24 protein-coding genes and 1 other annotated feature are annotated in these 17,843 nt (G+C 39.7%); of the genes, 7 read left to right on the top strand and 17 right to left on the bottom strand.

The annotated features are described in order from the left end of the window. Positions 1–5: 5 nt before the first annotated feature. From TY49_RS10075 to TY49_RS10085, 3 genes are all read right to left on the bottom strand, one after another. Positions 6–209, bottom strand: coding sequence for a DUF1657 domain-containing protein (locus TY49_RS10075; RefSeq protein WP_041965779.1), 204 nt, complete (start codon positions 207–209; stop codon positions 6–8). Between the two features lie 57 nt (positions 210–266). After that, complete coding sequence (locus tag TY49_RS10080) at positions 267–470, bottom strand: DUF1657 domain-containing protein (RefSeq protein WP_023614288.1); 204 nt, start codon at positions 468–470, stop codon at positions 267–269. 129 nt (positions 471–599) lie between these two features. Continuing rightward, on the bottom strand, positions 600–1,097 hold the full coding sequence (locus TY49_RS10085; protein WP_156972656.1) for a hypothetical protein: 498 nt from the start codon (positions 1,095–1,097) through the stop codon (positions 600–602). A gap of 222 nt (positions 1,098–1,319) precedes the next feature. Here TY49_RS10085 and TY49_RS10090 point away from each other — a divergent pair, with 222 nt between their 5' ends. After that, a complete protein-coding gene (locus TY49_RS10090) occupies positions 1,320–2,483 on the top strand; it encodes a TIGR04053 family radical SAM/SPASM domain-containing protein (RefSeq protein ID WP_041965781.1) in 1,164 nt (387 codons plus the stop codon). Positions 2,484–2,625: 142 nt separating this feature from the next. Beyond that, positions 2,626–2,922, top strand: a complete 297-nt coding sequence (locus tag TY49_RS10095) for a HesB/YadR/YfhF family protein (RefSeq protein ID WP_041965782.1) — start codon at positions 2,626–2,628, stop codon at positions 2,920–2,922. 37 nt (positions 2,923–2,959) lie between these two features. Here TY49_RS10095 and argS read toward each other — a convergent pair whose 3' ends face one another. From argS to TY49_RS10125, 6 genes are all read right to left on the bottom strand, one after another. After that, the gene (gene argS / locus TY49_RS10100; RefSeq protein ID WP_041965783.1) at positions 2,960–4,654 is read right to left on the bottom strand and encodes an arginine--tRNA ligase; all 1,695 of its coding nucleotides are present in this window, start codon (positions 4,652–4,654) and stop codon (positions 2,960–2,962) included. Between the two features lie 44 nt (positions 4,655–4,698). Beyond that, positions 4,699–4,911, bottom strand: a binding site (T-box leader). 65 nt (positions 4,912–4,976) lie between these two features. Next, positions 4,977–5,450 (bottom strand): GNAT family N-acetyltransferase, encoded by a 474-nt coding sequence (locus tag TY49_RS10105; protein ID WP_041965784.1) that lies wholly within the window; start codon positions 5,448–5,450, stop codon positions 4,977–4,979. Between the two features lie 79 nt (positions 5,451–5,529). After that, the gene (locus tag TY49_RS10110; RefSeq protein WP_041965785.1) at positions 5,530–6,438 is read right to left on the bottom strand and encodes a hypothetical protein; all 909 of its coding nucleotides are present in this window, start codon (positions 6,436–6,438) and stop codon (positions 5,530–5,532) included. Next, on the bottom strand, positions 6,422–6,928 hold the full coding sequence (locus tag TY49_RS10115) for an RNA polymerase sigma factor (protein WP_041965855.1): 507 nt from the start codon (positions 6,926–6,928) through the stop codon (positions 6,422–6,424). The genes TY49_RS10110 and TY49_RS10115 overlap by 17 nt, the downstream gene beginning before the upstream one ends. 159 nt (positions 6,929–7,087) lie before the next feature. Continuing rightward, on the bottom strand, positions 7,088–7,357 hold the full coding sequence (locus tag TY49_RS10120) for an OsmC family protein (RefSeq protein ID WP_084135444.1): 270 nt from the start codon (positions 7,355–7,357) through the stop codon (positions 7,088–7,090). Next, positions 7,358–7,558, bottom strand: a complete 201-nt coding sequence (locus TY49_RS10125; RefSeq protein ID WP_041965787.1) for a hypothetical protein — start codon at positions 7,556–7,558, stop codon at positions 7,358–7,360. A gap of 202 nt (positions 7,559–7,760) precedes the next feature. On the opposite strand from TY49_RS10125, the gene TY49_RS24625 reads away from it, so the two are divergent. Further along, entirely contained in the window at positions 7,761–7,898 is a 138-nt protein-coding gene (locus TY49_RS24625; RefSeq protein ID WP_156972657.1) for a hypothetical protein, read from the top strand. 100 nt (positions 7,899–7,998) lie between these two features. After that, positions 7,999–8,427, top strand: coding sequence for a hypothetical protein (locus tag TY49_RS10130; RefSeq protein ID WP_041965788.1), 429 nt, complete (start codon positions 7,999–8,001; stop codon positions 8,425–8,427). Positions 8,428–8,526: 99 nt separating this feature from the next. Here the strand turns inward: TY49_RS10130 and TY49_RS10135 are convergent, their stop codons facing one another. Beyond that, positions 8,527–9,141, bottom strand: coding sequence for a LysE/ArgO family amino acid transporter (locus TY49_RS10135; protein ID WP_041965789.1), 615 nt, complete (start codon positions 9,139–9,141; stop codon positions 8,527–8,529). A 175-nt stretch (positions 9,142–9,316) separates the two neighbouring features. Between TY49_RS10135 and TY49_RS10140 the strand changes: the two genes are divergently transcribed. Beyond that, positions 9,317–10,057 (top strand): class I SAM-dependent methyltransferase, encoded by a 741-nt coding sequence (locus TY49_RS10140; protein ID WP_041965790.1) that lies wholly within the window; start codon positions 9,317–9,319, stop codon positions 10,055–10,057. Between the two features lie 207 nt (positions 10,058–10,264). Here the strand turns inward: TY49_RS10140 and TY49_RS10145 are convergent, their stop codons facing one another. The 6 genes from TY49_RS10145 to TY49_RS10170 form a co-directional block, all read right to left on the bottom strand. Continuing rightward, positions 10,265–10,735 (bottom strand): NUDIX domain-containing protein, encoded by a 471-nt coding sequence (locus TY49_RS10145; protein WP_041965791.1) that lies wholly within the window; start codon positions 10,733–10,735, stop codon positions 10,265–10,267. Further along, a complete protein-coding gene (locus TY49_RS10150) occupies positions 10,716–11,099 on the bottom strand; it encodes an HIT domain-containing protein (protein WP_041965792.1) in 384 nt (127 codons plus the stop codon). The genes TY49_RS10145 and TY49_RS10150 overlap by 20 nt, the downstream gene beginning before the upstream one ends. A 61-nt stretch (positions 11,100–11,160) precedes the next feature. Further along, on the bottom strand, positions 11,161–11,616 hold the full coding sequence (locus TY49_RS10155) for an NUDIX hydrolase (protein ID WP_041965793.1): 456 nt from the start codon (positions 11,614–11,616) through the stop codon (positions 11,161–11,163). A gap of 5 nt (positions 11,617–11,621) precedes the next feature. Continuing rightward, positions 11,622–12,338 (bottom strand): class I SAM-dependent methyltransferase, encoded by a 717-nt coding sequence (locus tag TY49_RS10160; protein ID WP_041965794.1) that lies wholly within the window; start codon positions 12,336–12,338, stop codon positions 11,622–11,624. Positions 12,339–12,363: 25 nt separating this feature from the next. Continuing rightward, complete coding sequence (gene dnaN / locus TY49_RS10165) at positions 12,364–13,485, bottom strand: DNA polymerase III subunit beta (protein ID WP_041965856.1); 1,122 nt, start codon at positions 13,483–13,485, stop codon at positions 12,364–12,366. Between the two features lie 115 nt (positions 13,486–13,600). Beyond that, on the bottom strand, positions 13,601–14,197 hold the full coding sequence (locus TY49_RS10170; protein WP_041965795.1) for a class I SAM-dependent methyltransferase: 597 nt from the start codon (positions 14,195–14,197) through the stop codon (positions 13,601–13,603). Positions 14,198–14,431: 234 nt separating this feature from the next. On the opposite strand from TY49_RS10170, the gene TY49_RS10175 reads away from it, so the two are divergent. Both TY49_RS10175 and TY49_RS10180 read left to right on the top strand, forming a co-directional pair. Further along, positions 14,432–14,635 carry a thioredoxin domain-containing protein gene (locus TY49_RS10175; RefSeq protein ID WP_041965796.1) on the top strand — a complete coding sequence of 68 codons (204 nt, stop codon included), beginning with the start codon at positions 14,432–14,434 and terminating at the stop codon, positions 14,633–14,635. A gap of 523 nt (positions 14,636–15,158) precedes the next feature. Continuing rightward, entirely contained in the window at positions 15,159–15,698 is a 540-nt protein-coding gene (locus tag TY49_RS10180; RefSeq protein WP_041965797.1) for a DUF3231 family protein, read from the top strand. A gap of 257 nt (positions 15,699–15,955) precedes the next feature. Here TY49_RS10180 and selB read toward each other — a convergent pair whose 3' ends face one another. After that, complete coding sequence (gene selB / locus TY49_RS10185) at positions 15,956–17,839, bottom strand: selenocysteine-specific translation elongation factor (protein WP_084135445.1); 1,884 nt, start codon at positions 17,837–17,839, stop codon at positions 15,956–15,958. Positions 17,840–17,843 lie beyond the last annotated feature (4 nt).

A 17,843-nucleotide genomic window follows, 5' to 3' on the forward strand; every position in this document is an offset into this window, starting at 1 on the left:
ACCTTCTAGCTTTTATATTGGGGCTCTTCTATTTCAAGCTGAGTTTTCCTTTTTTGCACATCTGTTTTTATTTCTCCGATGACTAGCATCGTTTCGTGAAAAATTTTGCTAGCTTCAGGGTTACTGGTATTCATTGACATGGAAGATAACTGTGCCTCAATCCCTTTTATCGTTGAAAGGACCTGGTTAACATCTGATGCAATTGTCAATTTATTTCACTCCTTTATATAAGAAAAGGGCGGGTTCCCCCTGCCCTCCCTGGCTATTTACTGTTTGTATTGTGGTTCTTCTTGTTCAATCTCCTGCAGACGTGGTTGAATGCTATCAATAACTGCTTGAGTTTGTTGAGCAGCTGTCTGATATAGTTGTTTAGCTTGCTGATTATCTGTACCAAGTGCAAAAGTCTCCAAACTTGCCTGTGCACTTTTTAGACCAGCGATTGTTTGTTTGACTTGAGCTCCTACTGTCATATTGGTCCCTTCTTTCTCAGAGTATTGGTACTGTTTTAGTATGGCAAGAGTGCAAAGAAATATGCCAGCCTAAATAGCTCCAAAAAGGGAAAAAGCCATTAGCATGCTTTTCGGCAAACCAATGGCAGATTATTCGGTATCATCGTGTACAATAATTCTTGTGTTATATAAAACGTAGCCATTTCCCCATTTAGCACGAATTTCCATTGCATAATCCCCAGTAGCAACATTCGACTCCTCAAGGTTTAATGGGTACCCTTTAAGTCCTTTATATGCGAGCTTTCCTGTATCCATTTCCCATAAGTAACATTTCACAGAATCAGGTGATTGTTCAAATAATAGCCTGATCTTGTCATCAGTCTCAACAATAATTGGACGTGATTCTTTTAAGAGGACAGCAGGGTCGGTATTAGTATCTGCCGATGCTGTCCTTCCCCATTTCCTCAACGAATAAGTTACAGGCTTAACCTCCACAGCATGTTTGGCTACAACCACTTCTAAATCCGGAGGGGTGGGTTTATACCGGCTATAAGTACTCCAACTTATTACACAGAATAAAATCAATAAAGATATGGTTACCCACAGAACAGACTTCTTCACCACCGATATCCCCCATTTCCAGAACACCAAATTACTCCCATTAAATAGACGGAATGGTCAGTGAATAAGTTTCAAATATTTCAGTTAATTTTATTAGAGTTGCTTTAAACTCCTCCAATATATGTTATCTAAAGAGATATTGTTTTTCCTGCTAAAACCGTTTTCGAAATAATGTAACATTCATTACATGCGTATACAATCTCTTATTTTATAATGAGTAAATAAATGATAAAAAAGTTGGTGGTATAAATGCATGGATTTAGACAAACACACCCTTCGGGCGGACACCCTGCTGGAATTGATTTTAATGAAAATCCATATATCGTTATCTGGGAAGTTACGAGGGCTTGCCAGCTTAAATGCTTGCATTGCAGAGCAGATGCTCAGAATAAGCCTGACCCATTGGAATTGAAACCTGAAGAAGGCAAAAATCTGATCGATCAGATATACGACATGGGGAATCCTATGCTTGTATTTACTGGTGGGGACTGTATGATGCGAGAAGATCTCTTTGACCTTGCGGAATATGCAATTAATAAAGGGATGCGCGTTTCAATGACCCCTAGCGCCACAGATAATGTGACGAAAGAAAAAATGCAAAGAGCTAAAGAAGTCGGACTTTCAAGATGGGCTTTCAGCCTTGATGGTCCTACTCCTGAAATTCATGACCATTTTCGCGGCACTCCTGGATCGTTTGACCTTACAATTGAAAAAGTAAAATACCTGAACGATTTGAATATGCCATTGCAGCTTAATACGGTTATTTCCCGCTACAATTATGAACATCTTGAACAGATGGCCGAATTGATGAAAGAACTCAAGGTAGTAATGTGGTACATCTTCCTGCTTGTACCTACAGGTCGGGGACAGCTGGATGCATGCCTTACTCCAGCAGAACACGAAAAAGTTTTTAGATGGCTTTTCGAGTTAAGCAAAACCGCTCCATACGATATTAAAACCACTGCAGCTCAACATTATAGACGTGTAGTTTTTCAGCAAAAAGCACGAGAAAATAGAGTCAATAAAAACGATGGAATTCGTTATGAAGACACTTTAACTAAAGATATGGCCTCTGTGATTGATGGGTTGAAGCGAGCGCCTAAAGGTGTAAATGACGGAAACGGATTTTTGTTTGTTTCACATACCGGTGATGTCATGCCTTCAGGGCTGTTGCCTCTAGTTGGCGGGAACGTCCGCGAAAAACCATTGGCTGAAATATATCGAAACTCCCCTATCTTTAAAGACTTGCGAAGCCCTGACAAATATAAGGGCAAATGCGGTGTATGTGAATTCCGCTTTGTTTGCGGGGGTTCCCGCTCCAGAACGTACGCAGTGACCGGTGACTATATGGACAGCGAGCCATTTTGTGTCTACATCCCAGAAGCAATGCGTAAAAAAGAATCAAATGTTTAATATCTTCAGTTCCCAATTTGGGAGCTGTTTTTATTATAAGTATATTTGACACTTTCATGACAACGCAAAAACTGTGACATAAAGCACGGCAACCAGTACCATTCAGGTTTTAAAATAAAACTAACGAAAGGATGGTGCAAAGATGACAATCAAGATTGATCAAAACGCATTCAAATGGTTTGAACAGGAATTTGATACACCTAAACCGTTTCACATCCGCCTTTACCCTCAATATGCCGGGTTTGGCGACAAGAACAAAGGCTATAGCCTGGCATTTTCCCTTGAAGCACCTGCGATTGCTGCTGAACAGCAAGAGATTGATGGAATTACCTTTTTTGTCGAATCAAACGATACATGGTTTTTTGATGAGACAGATGTAGAACTGAAGTTAAGCGACATCTCTGGTGAACTTTTCGCTAATTATATAGAACACAATTGAAACTAATGGAGTCCCTGGTATTATCCAGGGACTCTTTTTACATTTCATTCGGTGCTTTAAGGCCAAGCAACCTAAGTCCTTCTTCAAGAACAATGCTAACAGAATGGACCAACTGGAGTCGGGCATCTTTTTCTGCATCATCTTCAAGAATCTTGACTTCTCCGTAGTATTTATTAAAAGCCTGTGACAAGTTTAAGACATATTTAGCAATTAGGGATGGATCATTTTTTTCGATCGCTCTCTTGATTGTATCCGGAAATACTTGAAGCTCAGTTATCACGGGCCATTCACTATCTGCAGCCAAATTGACTTCCCCATCGCCATCTGCAAATGCCCCCTTTCTCACCAATGATTGTGCCCGGGCATTTGTATATTGAACATATGGTCCTGTTTCGCCTTCGACTTTTAGCATCTCTTCAAGGGAAAACTCAATATCATTCATACGGAAATTTTTAAGGTCATGAAAAACAACAGCACCAGTACCGACCATTACGGCAATATCTTTCTTATTGGCCAAAGAAGGATTTTTATCTTCTATATTCTTTTCCGCCAACTGAATAGAATCTTGAAGAACATTTTCAAGCAAAACGACTTTGCCTTTCCTTGTGGACATTTTTTTGCCGTCCTTTAACATCATTCCAAATGGAACATGAGTAATACCATTCGCCCATGGAAAGTCCATTTTTGCAAGCACTGCTTTTATCTGTTTAAAGTGAAGGGTTTGCTCGTTACCCACCACATATAATGACTTCACAAAAGAATACTCTTCGAATCTGTACTTGGCTGCAGCTAAATCTCGTGTAGCGTATAAAGTGGCACCATCCGATTTTTTTATTAAACAAGGAGCTTCAGATTCATCCAATTTGACTACTTGTGCCCCATCAGAATCTTCAAGCACTCCCTTTTCCCTTAACATTTTCACGATTGGTTCCATTTTATCATTATAAAAAGCTTCTCCAGCATATGAATCAAACTCAATTCCCATAAGGTCGTATATCTTTTTAAATTCCTTCAATGATTCATCCTTGAACCATTTCCAAAGCTCGAGTGCTTCAGCATCACCATTTTCCAGGCGTCTGAACCAGTCGCGGCCCTCTTGTTCAAGCTGTGGCTGGCTTTCAGCGGCTTGATGAAATTTTATATAAAGTGCAAGCAGCTCCTGTATCGGTTCAGCCTTCACTTTTTCCTCAGTGCCCCAAAGCTTATATGCCGTGATGAGTTTGCCAAACTGAGTTCCCCAGTCTCCTAGATGATTGATTTTCACTGTTCTGTATCCACATTTTTCATAGATAAGTGAAAGGGAATTCCCTATAACGGTTGACCGCAGATGGCCCATGGAAAATGGTTTAGCGATATTGGGCGATGAAAGGTCAATTGTTATAGTCTGACTTTCACCAAGGTTAAGGTCACCATAATGATTCTTTTTTTGCCGTATTTCGTTTAAAAGTTCTTTGGCGACATTTTGCTTATTTAAGAACGCATTTATATAACCGCCAACTGGTTCAAACCGATTGAATGACCCATCGACCTGGCTTTGCAATCGTGAACTTAGACCCTTGGCAATTTCAGCTGGTGGCTTTCGCATCGTTTTCGCCAGTTGGAAACATGGAAAAGCCAAGTCCCCCTGGTGCAAAAATTTTGGTTTCTCAATTAACCTCTCTATTTCATTACAAGTAAGAAGCCCATCTATCTCGGCAGTAAGCAATTCTGAATACAGTTTTACATATTCCATTAGAAATCCCCCCTTTTAAAAACACAAAAAACTCCCGCCTCTATATAAGAGACGAGAGTTATCCCGCGGTACCACTCAAATTGTTCCACACTAAGGAACCTTCTTTCATTGATAACGGGAAATTCCCGGCCGACCCTACTTCCATTCAGGCAAGCATCTCAAAAGTGCGCTTCATTACTCTGATGCACCAGGCTTCCACCGTCCCTGACTCGCTGAAGCAAACGAAGAATAATTACTCTCTTTATCATCGATTAGATATTTTTACCATTATAAACAAATGCTATGTCATTTTGCAATCATTATTTTAGCTATTTAGATAAAACTATTTAACTTTTAATCCTGTGTTGAATTCTTGTATGGATCGATTGTAATCATCAAACGTTTCAATATAGTTACCGCTGGTATAATCGCCTATCACTTTCCGCCAGAAGTTCCTTGCCGGTTCATTTTTCTCTACCTGAGTGATGCTCCATTTTCCAGGAAATTGATCAAACAGCTTAAATGCAGCAATTTTGCCGAACCCTCTCCGGTAAAATTTCCTCATGATAAAAAACTCTAGGATGACATTTGGGTCTCCGCTTTCGACCATTGCAAAACCTGCCAGCTCCCCATTGCGGATTATAAAATAAGCGTATAAATCAGCTTCGGACCAATACGGCTTCAAATCAAATGGAGCAAAACTGCCATTCATTTCAAGATTGATATCCTGAAAGACAGTAAATTCGTAAATATAAAATTGAATTAAATTTTGAAGAGTTTGTTCCTCCTCTTGTTTCACACGCACTAAATCAATCACATGGATTCCCCTTTTTTCAAGATATATATAAGAATTCGGCTACTTATCATAAAATCCTTTTTCTCCTAAAAATGTCTTTTTACTCTTCTCTGTTAGGATATGAATAATGGTAGGTTATTTCTTTTTCTTTTAATGAAATTTCAACTATTTCTGTACCATCTGTGGATTCTAATGTGTATGATGAACCGCCACCCTTGATCTGCTTCCAAATCCCAGTTGATTTGATTTTTTCGATATAATCTTTAAACTGTTGCGGTACCCCTTGCTCCCATACATATTTTTCTTTATCACCTATTAACTCTACTGGTCTTAATCCAACAGGATAAGGGAGACTTCCGTAGCCATGGGTAACATAAAGCTGCTCATCATGTCGATATGGTTTAGGTTTGATAACATCAAGTGATGAAATGACCTGGAAAATTTCAGAATATTCAAGTTTTGGGTAATCGAAACTGAAATGCATTGTTTCTTTTCCGGCTTCGACGAAGAAATGGTACCGGAGGCTAACATCCATCATTTTGACGTGTTCGATATATAATGATGTTGGATAAGGAAAGTTCACCATCTCTTTTGCCATATTCATAGCGCTCGTATTTATGATTTTATTCTTCTCTCCATCAGTTACAAACTCAGCCATTCCTACTTGTTCAAGGTTGCCTTTTTCAAAAAAGGCATAACCCTCCTCGTTCTTTTCGCTATATATGCTTTCTAAATCCCAATTGAGACTGAGTTCATTAACTGCTTGCGATTGTCCTGACCCATTTGGAGATTGATATTGTTGTTGTAACTGGATGAGCAGACCTGCCGAGATGATTACAAATAGTGCTGTTAATACAACATTTTTCAACTCGAATATTCGACGTTTTACATTTAATCCAGCTTGTGCACGAATCGATGACCTGATCTTACTTCTCATCCTGTCTTTTTCATCTTCTGCTGGGGTAAATGATCTTAGGACAGTCCAATTTCTATCAGAAGGTTTTCTCAAAATATTCACTCCCTTCCAATACATCCATTTTTTTTAATGCAGCTAAGCCCCTAGACAAAGTCTTTCTGATTTTTGATTCCGACCAACCCAGGATTTCAGAGATTTCCTTGGTGGAACACTCTTCAACCTTCTTCAAAGTAATCACAAGCCGGTAGTCTGGTTTAAGCTGCTGGATTGCTTCTAGTGTTCTCTCTATTGTTTCTCTGTGTTCAATATACTGTTCAATGTTAAAAGGCGACTGGATCTCTGGGTCATTAGCAAATAATGAAAAAACCCTCTTTCTTTTTCTCCTGCGTATTTCATCTATTACGAGATGCTTTGCTATACTAAAAAGCCAGGTTCTCACATTCGTTCTATTTTCGAATTTCTCATAGGACGTAAAGGCCCGCAAAAAAGTGTCATGTATCAAGTCCTCGCAGCATTGACGGTCTCCCATCATGTAAAAAATAAACCGGTAAATATCTTTATAATATATCTCATACCATTCCATTATCTGTTGTTCCTTAAATTTATCGTTTATTTCCCCCACCTCATTTCCGCCATCTATACGATAAGTCGAAACAGAATGAAAAGTGTGACACAATTTTGCTCTGTTTCCATTATAAAGTAAAAATGAGCCCTCATCTTATTTAGATAAGGACTCACTTTATTAGTATTCTTCGATTTGCCAAGTATGGGTGAACTGGATACAGCCTCTTAATGTTTGTGCAACCGGGCATCCCCGTTCAAAAACAGTCAATGCTCTTTCGGCAGCTTCACTTTTTCCGGCAGGGACCTTCAATTCATAGTGACAGCTAATTTTCGTAATTTTAAGGACTCCTTCCGGTGCTTCAATTGTTCCTTGGACTTTAGCCATGACTTTATCAGGAGAAGTTGGTATTTTACGCGCCTCCAGCGCGCCAGATAGGGTTCCTACCAGTCAGCCGCCTGCTGCAGAAACAATATAATCAAGCGTTGACGGATATTCTACCTCTGGATTTACACCATAGAACTGCTTTACTCCGCCATGGACTCCAAAAACCAAAGGCTCACTAAAACCGCCAATATAAGCCTCTCTTATCTTATTAGGGGTATCTTTTTGAATCACTGTTATCTTCGTTAAGGCGATTGGCTCAGACAATTATACAATCCCTCCTTAGTTTTGTAACTCCAACATATAAGAAACCTTGCAGATTAGCAAACAATTGCCTGCAGGTTTTATAAATAGGCAGCCCGAATTCACTAATCTATGATATAAGCTGATGCTCGTCCGATATTTTTACATATGATGTTGTTGTAAGGTTCGGATCTTACCTATCTTCTAAACGGAAGGAGGTGGAGAGATGTTAATCACTGCGATTGTTGTTCTTTTGCTGGCTCTTGCTTTAGTCGTTGCGATTTTGTTGGGTCAGGATGCTTTAGCTGATGTCCTTTACAATTGCATCGGTGAAGTAATTGCTGTCGAAAACGGTGCTGCTTAATCTCTTTGTAAGATTGGAAACTTGATGTTCCTTACAGTCTCTCCGGCTATACCGGTATATGCCGGGGAGATCTTACTAAAAGATAGAAAGGAAGTATTAAATGAATGAAAATGAAGTAAAGCCATATATTGACCGTCTAAAAAAAGATCCGTCATTAAATGAAATACTTAATTTTACAGAAGCAATCCTCAAGAAATTACCAGAAAACGAGAAAGCAACCGATAATATTGAAGCACCAAAAGATAATCAATTGAATGCAGAAACACTTAACTCCCTGGTGACTGCTGCACAAGGCTTTATAAATCCAACTACTTTATCATTGCTTTCAAGGACTTTAAATCAGTCAGAAATTAAAGAAAAGGATTCTGACACTACAAGCTTAAAACATAAAGTCGAACAACTTTCAGCTGAATTGAGCGAAGTAAAAGAGGAATTAAATCAAACCAAGATTCAGTTAACAGAAAAAAATCAACGTTTGGAAGAACTAGAGACAACTGTCCAATATCTAAAACGCCGGAGGAGGAGGTAAGTAAAAATAGAGTCCTTCATTTTCAATATGAAGAACTCTATTTTTTTCAGCTTTTCTTCATCGATTGCATAAGGTGCTTATGTAACCTTAAAACGCCTCTTAACGGTTAAAAAGAAGTACCGCCAAATAAATGGCTGTTCCCCAGATAATCATAGCGGATACCTTATTCATGATAATGAGAAAACCATTTGATTTTCCTAACCTCCCCACTTGCCGGCCAACAAAGGCAAGTGCAAAAAACCAAATCCAGGATGTTAATATACAGGCCAGCGCAAATATAATTTTCGCCGGTCCTGCATAGTTCAGCGAACTTGTTCCTATCACTCCGATAGTATCCATGATCGCATGCGGATTTAGCAAGGAAACCGAGGCTGCAAAGGTTATTTGTTTTTTTGGGGAAAAAGCCTCCTGTTGAGCTGATATTTCAGAGGTTGTACTTTTCCAGGATAAATAACCCATGTAAATTAAAAACAGTATTCCTGCTGATAATAGCAATGTTTTTAGCCAGGCAACCTGCAATACGATGACCGATATTCCCAACACAGCCAAAGTGATCAAGAGTGTGTCACTTATCGAAGCAGTCAGGATAACCGGCAATACCCTCCTATATTTTTTGTGCATTGATCCCTGATTGAAAACAAATACATTTTGGACCCCTAATGGCAGGATCAAACCGAATGCAAGGATTAATCCATGAATACCTGCAGCTAGCATACGTCTTTCCCTCCATATAACCACCTAGCTATTTAGAATTAGCCATCATCAAATTCTTTTAATAAGCTGGCAAATGAATTTTCAAATCATTAATTATTACAAACCACAAAAATTTTCGAAGGAAAATACTAGATATTAGAGAAATATAACATATTAAGAGTTGGAGGTATTAAGTTTGAACAATGACACACTATTAATCAATAAAAAGAGCTGGGATGTGGTCGCTCCTCGATTTTATGGAAGAACGGCACTGCCCGAGTACGGTCCCTTTGCTCCTGAGGAAACTAAGCTTAACCTGTTTGAGAACGTAAGCGGAAAAAAAATTCTCGATATTGGTTGTGGAAGCGGCCACTCTTTGAAGTACATGAACGACAATGGCGCTGCTGAACTGTGGGGGTTGGATCTTTCACACTCACAAATTTCAGCGGCAAAGGAATTACTAAAAGATGCAAAGGTTCAATTATTCCAATCACCTATGGAACTGGATCCTGGCTTGCCCCATGCCTATTTTGATGTTGTCTACTCGATTTTCGCTCTTGGTTGGACGACGAACCTGGAACAGACACTTAAGAATGTCTATCAATATTTAAAGCCAGGCGGAACATTCATTTTCAGCTGGGAACATCCATTATTTAGCCGGATCCAAAATACAGAGGATGGCCTGTTGTTTAATAAATCCTACCATGAAGAAGGCCCCTATGATCATCAGGCATGGAACCACCCTGCCATCATGCAGCAGTATAAAGTAAGTACATACATCAATTCACTAGTCGATACAGGTTTTAAGATTGTGAAAATGGTGGAAGACGTTAGAATCAACGAGGAATTAATAAACCGGGATCATAACAGATGGTATAACCGCCCTAAAGTTGAGTCAGTACCGACGACGATTATTATCAAATGCGAAAAATTATAGAAGAACAAAAAAGGACTTAGGAATAAGTCCTTTTTTGATTAGTCTTTAATCAGTTTCTGTGAGATAAAGGCAACAGCTAAAGTAACAATGAAAGCAAAAATACCGTAGTAGAATCCATTTTCCCAATCGAACATATTACGCACAAACGTCATGATTGTAGCGACCAAAAAACCTGTGAGTAGTGTCTGACGAAAGTTAATTTTTTTTTCACTTTTTATCTCTCAACTTTAATAGACTAACATAGTCTAATATTGCCAAATCTACCTGATCGATGTGTATAGTTTCTTTTAAATCCCAAAGTCTTATTTCGGTCATTTCTACGTTCTCTTGGAAAGGGAGTAAAGAATCAACTGACGAGTAATATATCGGATTAAACTTTTCAGTTTCATTTTGGAGATTCCTCACCCTTGCCAATCCAATAAATTCAAGGTCTTCAACAAACTGTCCAGTTTCTTCAAGCAGTTCTCTTTGAGCGCACTCCAAAGGTGTTTCACCTTTCTCCCTTTTGCCAGCCGGTACTTCCCATTGTTGCCTCAAGCTATTAAAACCTAGGAGATAACCGCCCTTTATCTCGATTATCGCATGAGAGCCTGCCAGCGGGTGATACTTGTTCATTTCCATTTCATTCATTTCGATGAAATCAATTAATTCAAATCCATTATTTTGCCTGGTGATCATGAAGCAACCGTCCTTGTTCGTCACGAACCCTTGCACCAAAATGGACATGCCAGTGCATATGCTTATTGCTTTGGTAGTTTCCAATGTTAGTCGAAATCGTGCAGGCCCCATAATCCTTTTCAAGCTTAGAGGCAATCTGCTTCACAACTTGAAGCACATCAATCAAAATTTCATTTTCCTCACTGGATACTGTTAAAAAGGATAAAATATGTTTTTTGGGAATGATAATAATATGTACCTCATAATATGGCCGAGTGTGATGAAACGCGAGAGTCTGCTCCGTTTCAAATACCTTTTCAACCGGGGTTTTACCAGATAATACTTCATCACAATAGAAATCTTCCCATCTTTGTTCAGCGATCATTTGAACACCTCTTTTAATTGCCTTTCTCGACTTCGGGACAATGAGCCACAAATCGTTTTCACTATTCTATGGCGTTATTTTGAAGATAATGTTTTATATAATCCATGTAACTTTTTTGCAAGTCTTCAGGCAATTGATCCAAGCTAAAGAATTGAAGATCGATTGATTCAAGTTCATCTATCTCTAGTTCCCCGACATATTCATTTGTGGAATAGACTGTAGTCACTGAGTAGAGTTCGTCGCCATTGGCTACTTTTAAATAATATTCAGCACCTGATATTACGCCCTCAAGCTTCAGTTCTCCAATGTCGAGTCCCGTTTCTTCTTTTACTTCCCTTCTTGCAGTTTCTTCGAGGCTCTCTCCTAGTTCCATTAATCCTCCTGGAAGACCCCAGCCCCCGTCACTTCTATGCTGAAGAAGTAATTGACCTTTATTGTTAAAAACAAGCACAACAGCTCCTGGCAAAATAAGCGGCCTGTGACCCACTAGTTTTCTTAACTCTCTGATATATCCCAACTCATTCACTCCATTGTTTCTTTTTTGAATAATGCAGCTAATAGTGCAGATGTTCCAAATTGGGAAGATTCAGGTCCCTTGTCCCTCATTTTTCGGATTTCAACTGCATTAAAGTCGTGAAAAATCTCCTTAAGTTTTTCTTCCGTAAAACCTAAACCGCCTCTCATGCTTCTACCTCTATAGACCTCCCAATCGGAAATAGCGGCTCCGCCAAGCTCTCCTCCCAGAACAAAACAAGTTAGCGCGAAGAAACCACCAGGCTTTAAAGCTCTCTTTACCAGCTCAATATAACTCATTCTCCTATGAGGAGGGATATGATGAAAGCAGCCAGAATCATACACAAGATCGTATGTACCTTCTTCAATATCCAAATCAAAAATATTGCTTTGAATAAAATTCACGTGAACCCCTTGTTCTTTTGCCCTCTCTTCAGCCCATCCCAATCCTTCTTCTGATTGGTCGACAGCATCCACATGAAAGTCATTCCTGGACAGATAAATTGCATTCCTTCCTGGTCCACAGCCTAATTCCAACGCTTTTCCCGCCTTAATTCTCTCCGTTTCAACATATTCCACTAAGTTCTCATCGGGATGATTTTCAAAAAAAGGTACTCTTCTTTCTCGATCAGAATAAAAATTATCCCAATTGAATTCACTCTCTTCTTTCAGAAGATGGTCTAACATTGTTAATAAATCCTCATAGCTTTGTATTGTTTCTTTCATAAATACCTCCCAAAGACTCTCTGATTTACCCTCTCACAGGTGATATAAGGTGTAAGTGACGCTTGTTGCTGTTCGGTTTGATCAATATTGGTCTCATTGATCCGGTGAAGTTCAACTTAACCTCTTCTTCCGTAAAAGCTTTTAATGCCTCAATTAAAAATGTGCTGTTCAACGATAGGGACAATTCCTTTTCACCATGTAATTCAATGATTTGCTGTATTTCTTCAATATTGCCCAAATCCGGAGAATATGAAGATATTTTAAGGGTGCTTCCATGCATCAATTCCAATTTAACGTTGTTGTTCCTTGATTCCCGGTTAAATAAACTGGCTCGATCGATTCCCTTCAATAGTTTGGAAGTTTGGACCGTAATCATTGTCTTTGGATGTGCTGGAATGAGACTATCAAGATCCGGATAGTTCCCTTCAATTAGTCTTGTGTACATTGCAAGATTAAGAGCTTTAAAGACAAGATAGTTCTCACTTACATAAACAGTAATCATATCTACTGAATCGTTGAACAATCTCATGAAATCTTTAACTGATGCTAGCGGCAAAATATAGGAGCCTTCAATGTCAGTTTCAATATCGCATTCTCTCAGTGCTAATCTGTGGGAATTAGTTGCTGCACATTTGATTTTGTTATCCTGAAAGGTGACCAGCAATCCGGTTAGCACGGTTCGTGTATCTGAGGAAGAAGCAGCAAACGCCGTTTGGCTCAAAATCTCATTTAAAAGACTGCCAGGTATTTGAACACTGTTATTAAGGTTGAGGACAGGAAGCTTAGGATATGTCTCTACGTCAAAACAACTTAACACTACAGAGATTTCGTCAGTCTTTATTGATAGCTTATGTCGATCCATTAACTCAACTGTAAGTTCCTCTGGAAGCTTCTTCACCAAATCAACTAAATGTTTTGCCGGTGCCACAACACTTCCTGTTTCATAAATAGTCAACATTTTGTCAGTCCCAATCGGAATTGTCCTTTCAATGAAAAATAAGTGGTTACAGACGATCAGGGTTAATCCTTCAGTGTGGGCTGTAATTTTAATACCGCTCATGATATGCGGTTCTGCTTTTGCTGAAATACTCCTGCTTAAATCGGATAAAGCCTCATAAAAACAGCCTTTATCAATGTTAAATTTCATGGCCTTTGTCCTTTCAATTTTCCTCTGTAATAAATTCGACAAATCCTTGGAAAATCCTTGTAAAAATAGAAAAAAGCGACCTTCTTTTCAGAAGAATCGCTGAATATACAAAGCTTTATTTTTCCAAAATTACCTGGATCACATGACCGGTCCCGGTATGCAATTGACCTTCAATTCGTTCCTGTTCTCCGTAGAAGAAATGCAATACTTTATATCCTTTCACCCATTGTAACAGGTCTGCTGGATCGTAAAGCATATCCACTGTTCTTGGCCCGCCTGTTTCATATTGGACCTGGTCCTCTGAATATACTTCAAGCATCACTATGCCACCTGGTTTTACAGCCGATACTAATTTATCATACACAGTCTTTTGGTCTTGTTTAGCAAAATGGCCAAAAACCATGATCGCTGCGTCGAATTCAGCACTTGGTACTGAATCGTGAATTAAATCTTTCTGTTCAGTCTTGATTTTCACCCCATTGTTTTCAGCCAAGGCTTCAGTTTTCTTCAACCCATTCAGCGCATAGTCATAAGCTGTGACATCTAGACCTTTTTTCGCAAGGTAGACAGCATTCCTGCCTTCTCCTTCCGCGAAACATACAACCTTCCGCCCCTTTTCCAGCCTGTGTGCCTGGTTCTTTATAAATAGGTTTGGTTCCTCACCATACACATATTGTTCAGACCCAAAACGTTCATTCCACGGATTGCCCATTCTATCACCCCTCCTTATTATACCCATTACCCTTTTTATAGTATGATTACTATGCATAAGGCTATTCTATTTTCAAATGGGTATCAATAAGATAAGGAGGTATATTTAATGAGAGAACTAACGACAATGGATGAAGTTAAAAGCTTGATCAGTGACAATGAATTAAGCTTTATTTATGTATTGACCGACAGTTGAAGTGTCTGCCATGGTCTGCTTCCTCAGGTTGAGGAAGTAATGAAAGATTTCCCTAAAATCGAAACCGGCTTAGTAAATGCTGGCAAGGTCGAAGAAATCGCCGGATTCTTGATGGCCTTCACAGTTCCCGTCCTTGTCCTCTATGCAGATGGACGTGAATATTTAAGAGAAGCCAGGATTGTACAGGTTGAGAAGTTAAGGGATGATATTACTAAAATATACGAAGGTTTTTTCGGAGAATGATCAGGAGCTTGGAATGACCAAGCTCTTTCTCATTCAGGTAAGTTAAGAAAGTCTTCATATATAATTTCCCGTCAGATGAATATCCGGAGATCTTTGTTATATCGCTTTGGGCATCTTCAACATCTGATAAATGGGTCCAGAACTTCCTATTATCGCTAGTTAAAATCTTTGCATTATACTTGTTATGATTGACTTCTAAAATGACCTTCGCAATTTCCGCTTCATGGTTTTCTCAGATGAATACTGTCTTGTATGTATTATTTCCTTTTGAAGAGTAGTCCCCCATTAACCATGTTGCATTTCTAAAGGTTACAGGCTCCGGTTTTCGGGATGCTGACTGTTCAAAGCCAGCCCCCCCCTCTTATCCACCAAACGCGGGTCTCAGAACGTAGATTTCCTCTAATTATGTAATTCGTCATTCAAATTACTCCACCCTTTATTTTCCATGAAAATATAAGTATCAATTAGTCAGGACTATGCAAAATAATCAATGGACCAACTTCCTTTAATAAGGAGAAAAACAATGAATATAGAAACGATAAGGAGTGCGATCATGGGAATTTTAAGCGGGAATCCTAAAGATGAACCAATGCATTATGGTGAGGTTTATGGCACGTGGAGCCATCTTTCCGTCAATCACGGATTGATTGCTGCATACCAGACGTTTATCAATCATATTGGTGATGAGGATCTCAAAAAACTTGTTCAAGAAGCCATTGAAGCGATGCAGGAAGAAAACAAGCAGGTTGAGGAATTACTAAAAACAAATGGAATTGGGCTTCCTCCTGCCCCCCCCGAACGCCCAGTTGCTCATCTGGAAGATATTCCACCGGGAGCAAGATTCAGTGACCCTGAAATTGCCGCTGCCGTTTCAAAGGATGTTGCAGAAGGCTTAGTAGCTGCCAGCACAATGATTGGCCAATCCATCAGGGAAGATATTGCTGTAATGTATGGCCAGTTCCATATGGCTAAAGCACAATTCGGGGCTAAGATGCTGAAACTGAATAAAACAAAGGGATGGTTAATCCCTCCTCCATTGCAAGTTAAATCTACAGAGAGTTAAATAATAATATTATGTAAACAGTTTTGAGAAGAAAAACAGCAGCTTCCCCTAGGGGGACTGCTGTTTTTGATTGATTATGGAATCTGTACGAAGGATACTCTCGGGTTCGAAAAAAATCCCGTTGCATTCCTTCTAATTTGTCCAAAGTTCACTCATGTTCGGACAAAATCCCTTTGGTTTTCTTCTAATTTGTCCGAAACCTATACCCATTGGACTATGTGCAAGAATTGCACCGTTCAATAATCCATTTGATAGGATTATTTCCGCCAAACCCTCTTGTTCTCAATTCTTCTTGTATATCCAAGTGAATCGAGACGCTCCAGGAAAGGAATCATGTATTTCCGCGATAACTCCACTGCTTCCTTAGCCTGCGGCACCTCAAATTCTTCTCCTGTATGATCCTTCAGCTTCTGGACTGACTCAGCAAAATGAGCTCCGTACCAGGCATATTGATCATCAAGCAAGACAATCTCACCCTGGTCTTCAAGGAAGCGTTTCAACTCAACTGCTATGGAGTCCGGGATGCCGGCAGTTTTTATATAATCATTCAGGTAAGCAACTTTTAGTCCATCTGCCTTAAGTTCGTTAAGCATATTCTCTGTCCGCTTCACCCAGTTTTTCGGGACATGAGGAATGAAGTTTGCCAGGTAAATATACTGTTCCTTCCTGAGAAATAAGCCTTTGTTGATGCCATTATCGATAATAAATTCAAGCAAAGTTTTAGAAAATGATTTTTGAAGTGACTGAAGCAACTCGGCTTTGTTCATACCGGTTCTCATAGGGTTTTCATGATGGTAATCTTCCAGCCGGTCCTTGATATCCTCTTCAATGAGTTCAACAACTGAGATAAGGGCATATTCCTTTTTCGAAATCCGGACAAACTGGTCATCGTTCAGATTGGCCAAAATCGATCCTTCATCCAGAGCAGTTCGCTTTATCAGTTCTTCGACAGATAAACTCTTCGCTTCATATAAAGCGGCATTAATTCGTTCAATTGGTGTACCTGTCTTCTTTTTCTCCAGCTCTTCTATTGTCTGCTGACCAAATCGATATTTATTTCCACGCGGGTCAATTACCCAACCGCCGCCAATCGTTTCCTGCGGACTAGGCCGACGGACGATGAACCGGTCTCCGCGCTTTGTGACGATTTTTTCATCCAGACGAAGCTGGCAAAGGATTTCTCCATTGTCTTCCTTAAGTTCATTTCGATCAAAAAAGACAATCCGTCCCATTACTTCGGCGGTACCGATATGGCACTTTATTGGCGTCCTTTGTTTTACCAAGTGCTCGAGGTCCTCGACAACTCTGATTGCGACATCTATCGTATTCGTTACAATAAAATGTTCAGAGGAAACAAGGACCTCCCCACGTTCAAGATCATCCTTCGAAACGCCCGATAGATTGATGGCGGCTCGCTGCCCTGCGAAAGCCGTTTTTGCTGGCTTATGATGCACCTGCAATTGACGTGCTCTCACTTCAAGTCCGGAAGGCAAGACTTTTAAAAGCTGGCCCTCTTCGACCGTCCCTTCGTAAACAGTACCTCTGACAACGGTACCTTGTCCCTTAACCGTAAATACCTGATCAATCGGCAGTCGGAAGGCTCCTTTTGCATCACGCATTTCTTGCTCTTTCAGCGTTTCTATAACCAATTCTTTTAATTCATTGATTCCTTTTTTAGATAAACTATCGACCATCATAAAGGGGGCATTCTCAAAGACTGTCCCTTCAAGCTCACTTAAGATATCGTCTTTAACAAGTTCAACGAATTCTTCTTCAACTCTGTCAATCTTTGTGATCGCAATAATACCTGATCCTATTCCGAGAAAACCTAATATATCAAGATGTTCCCTCGTTTGAGGCATAACACCTTCATCGGCAGCAACCACCAGTACTACAAGGTCAATTCCCGCAACGCCAGCGATCATTTGGCGGATAAAGCGCTCATGACCTGGGACATCGACAACGGAAATTTGCAGTTCCTCATCCTCATATAATGGTGCAAAGCCAAGTTCAATTGAAATTTGCCGCTCTTTTTCTTCTTTCAGGCGATCTGTATCCACGTTTGTCAACGCCTTGGTCAGCGACGTTTTCCCGTGGTCAATATGCCCTGCCATTCCAATGGTAAAATACCTCTTGCTCAAAAGC

Origin of the sequence: Mesobacillus selenatarsenatis SF-1 (genome assembly GCF_000813125.1) — a bacterium.
GTDB lineage: Bacteria > Bacillota > Bacilli > Bacillales > Cytobacillaceae > Mesobacillus > Mesobacillus selenatarsenatis.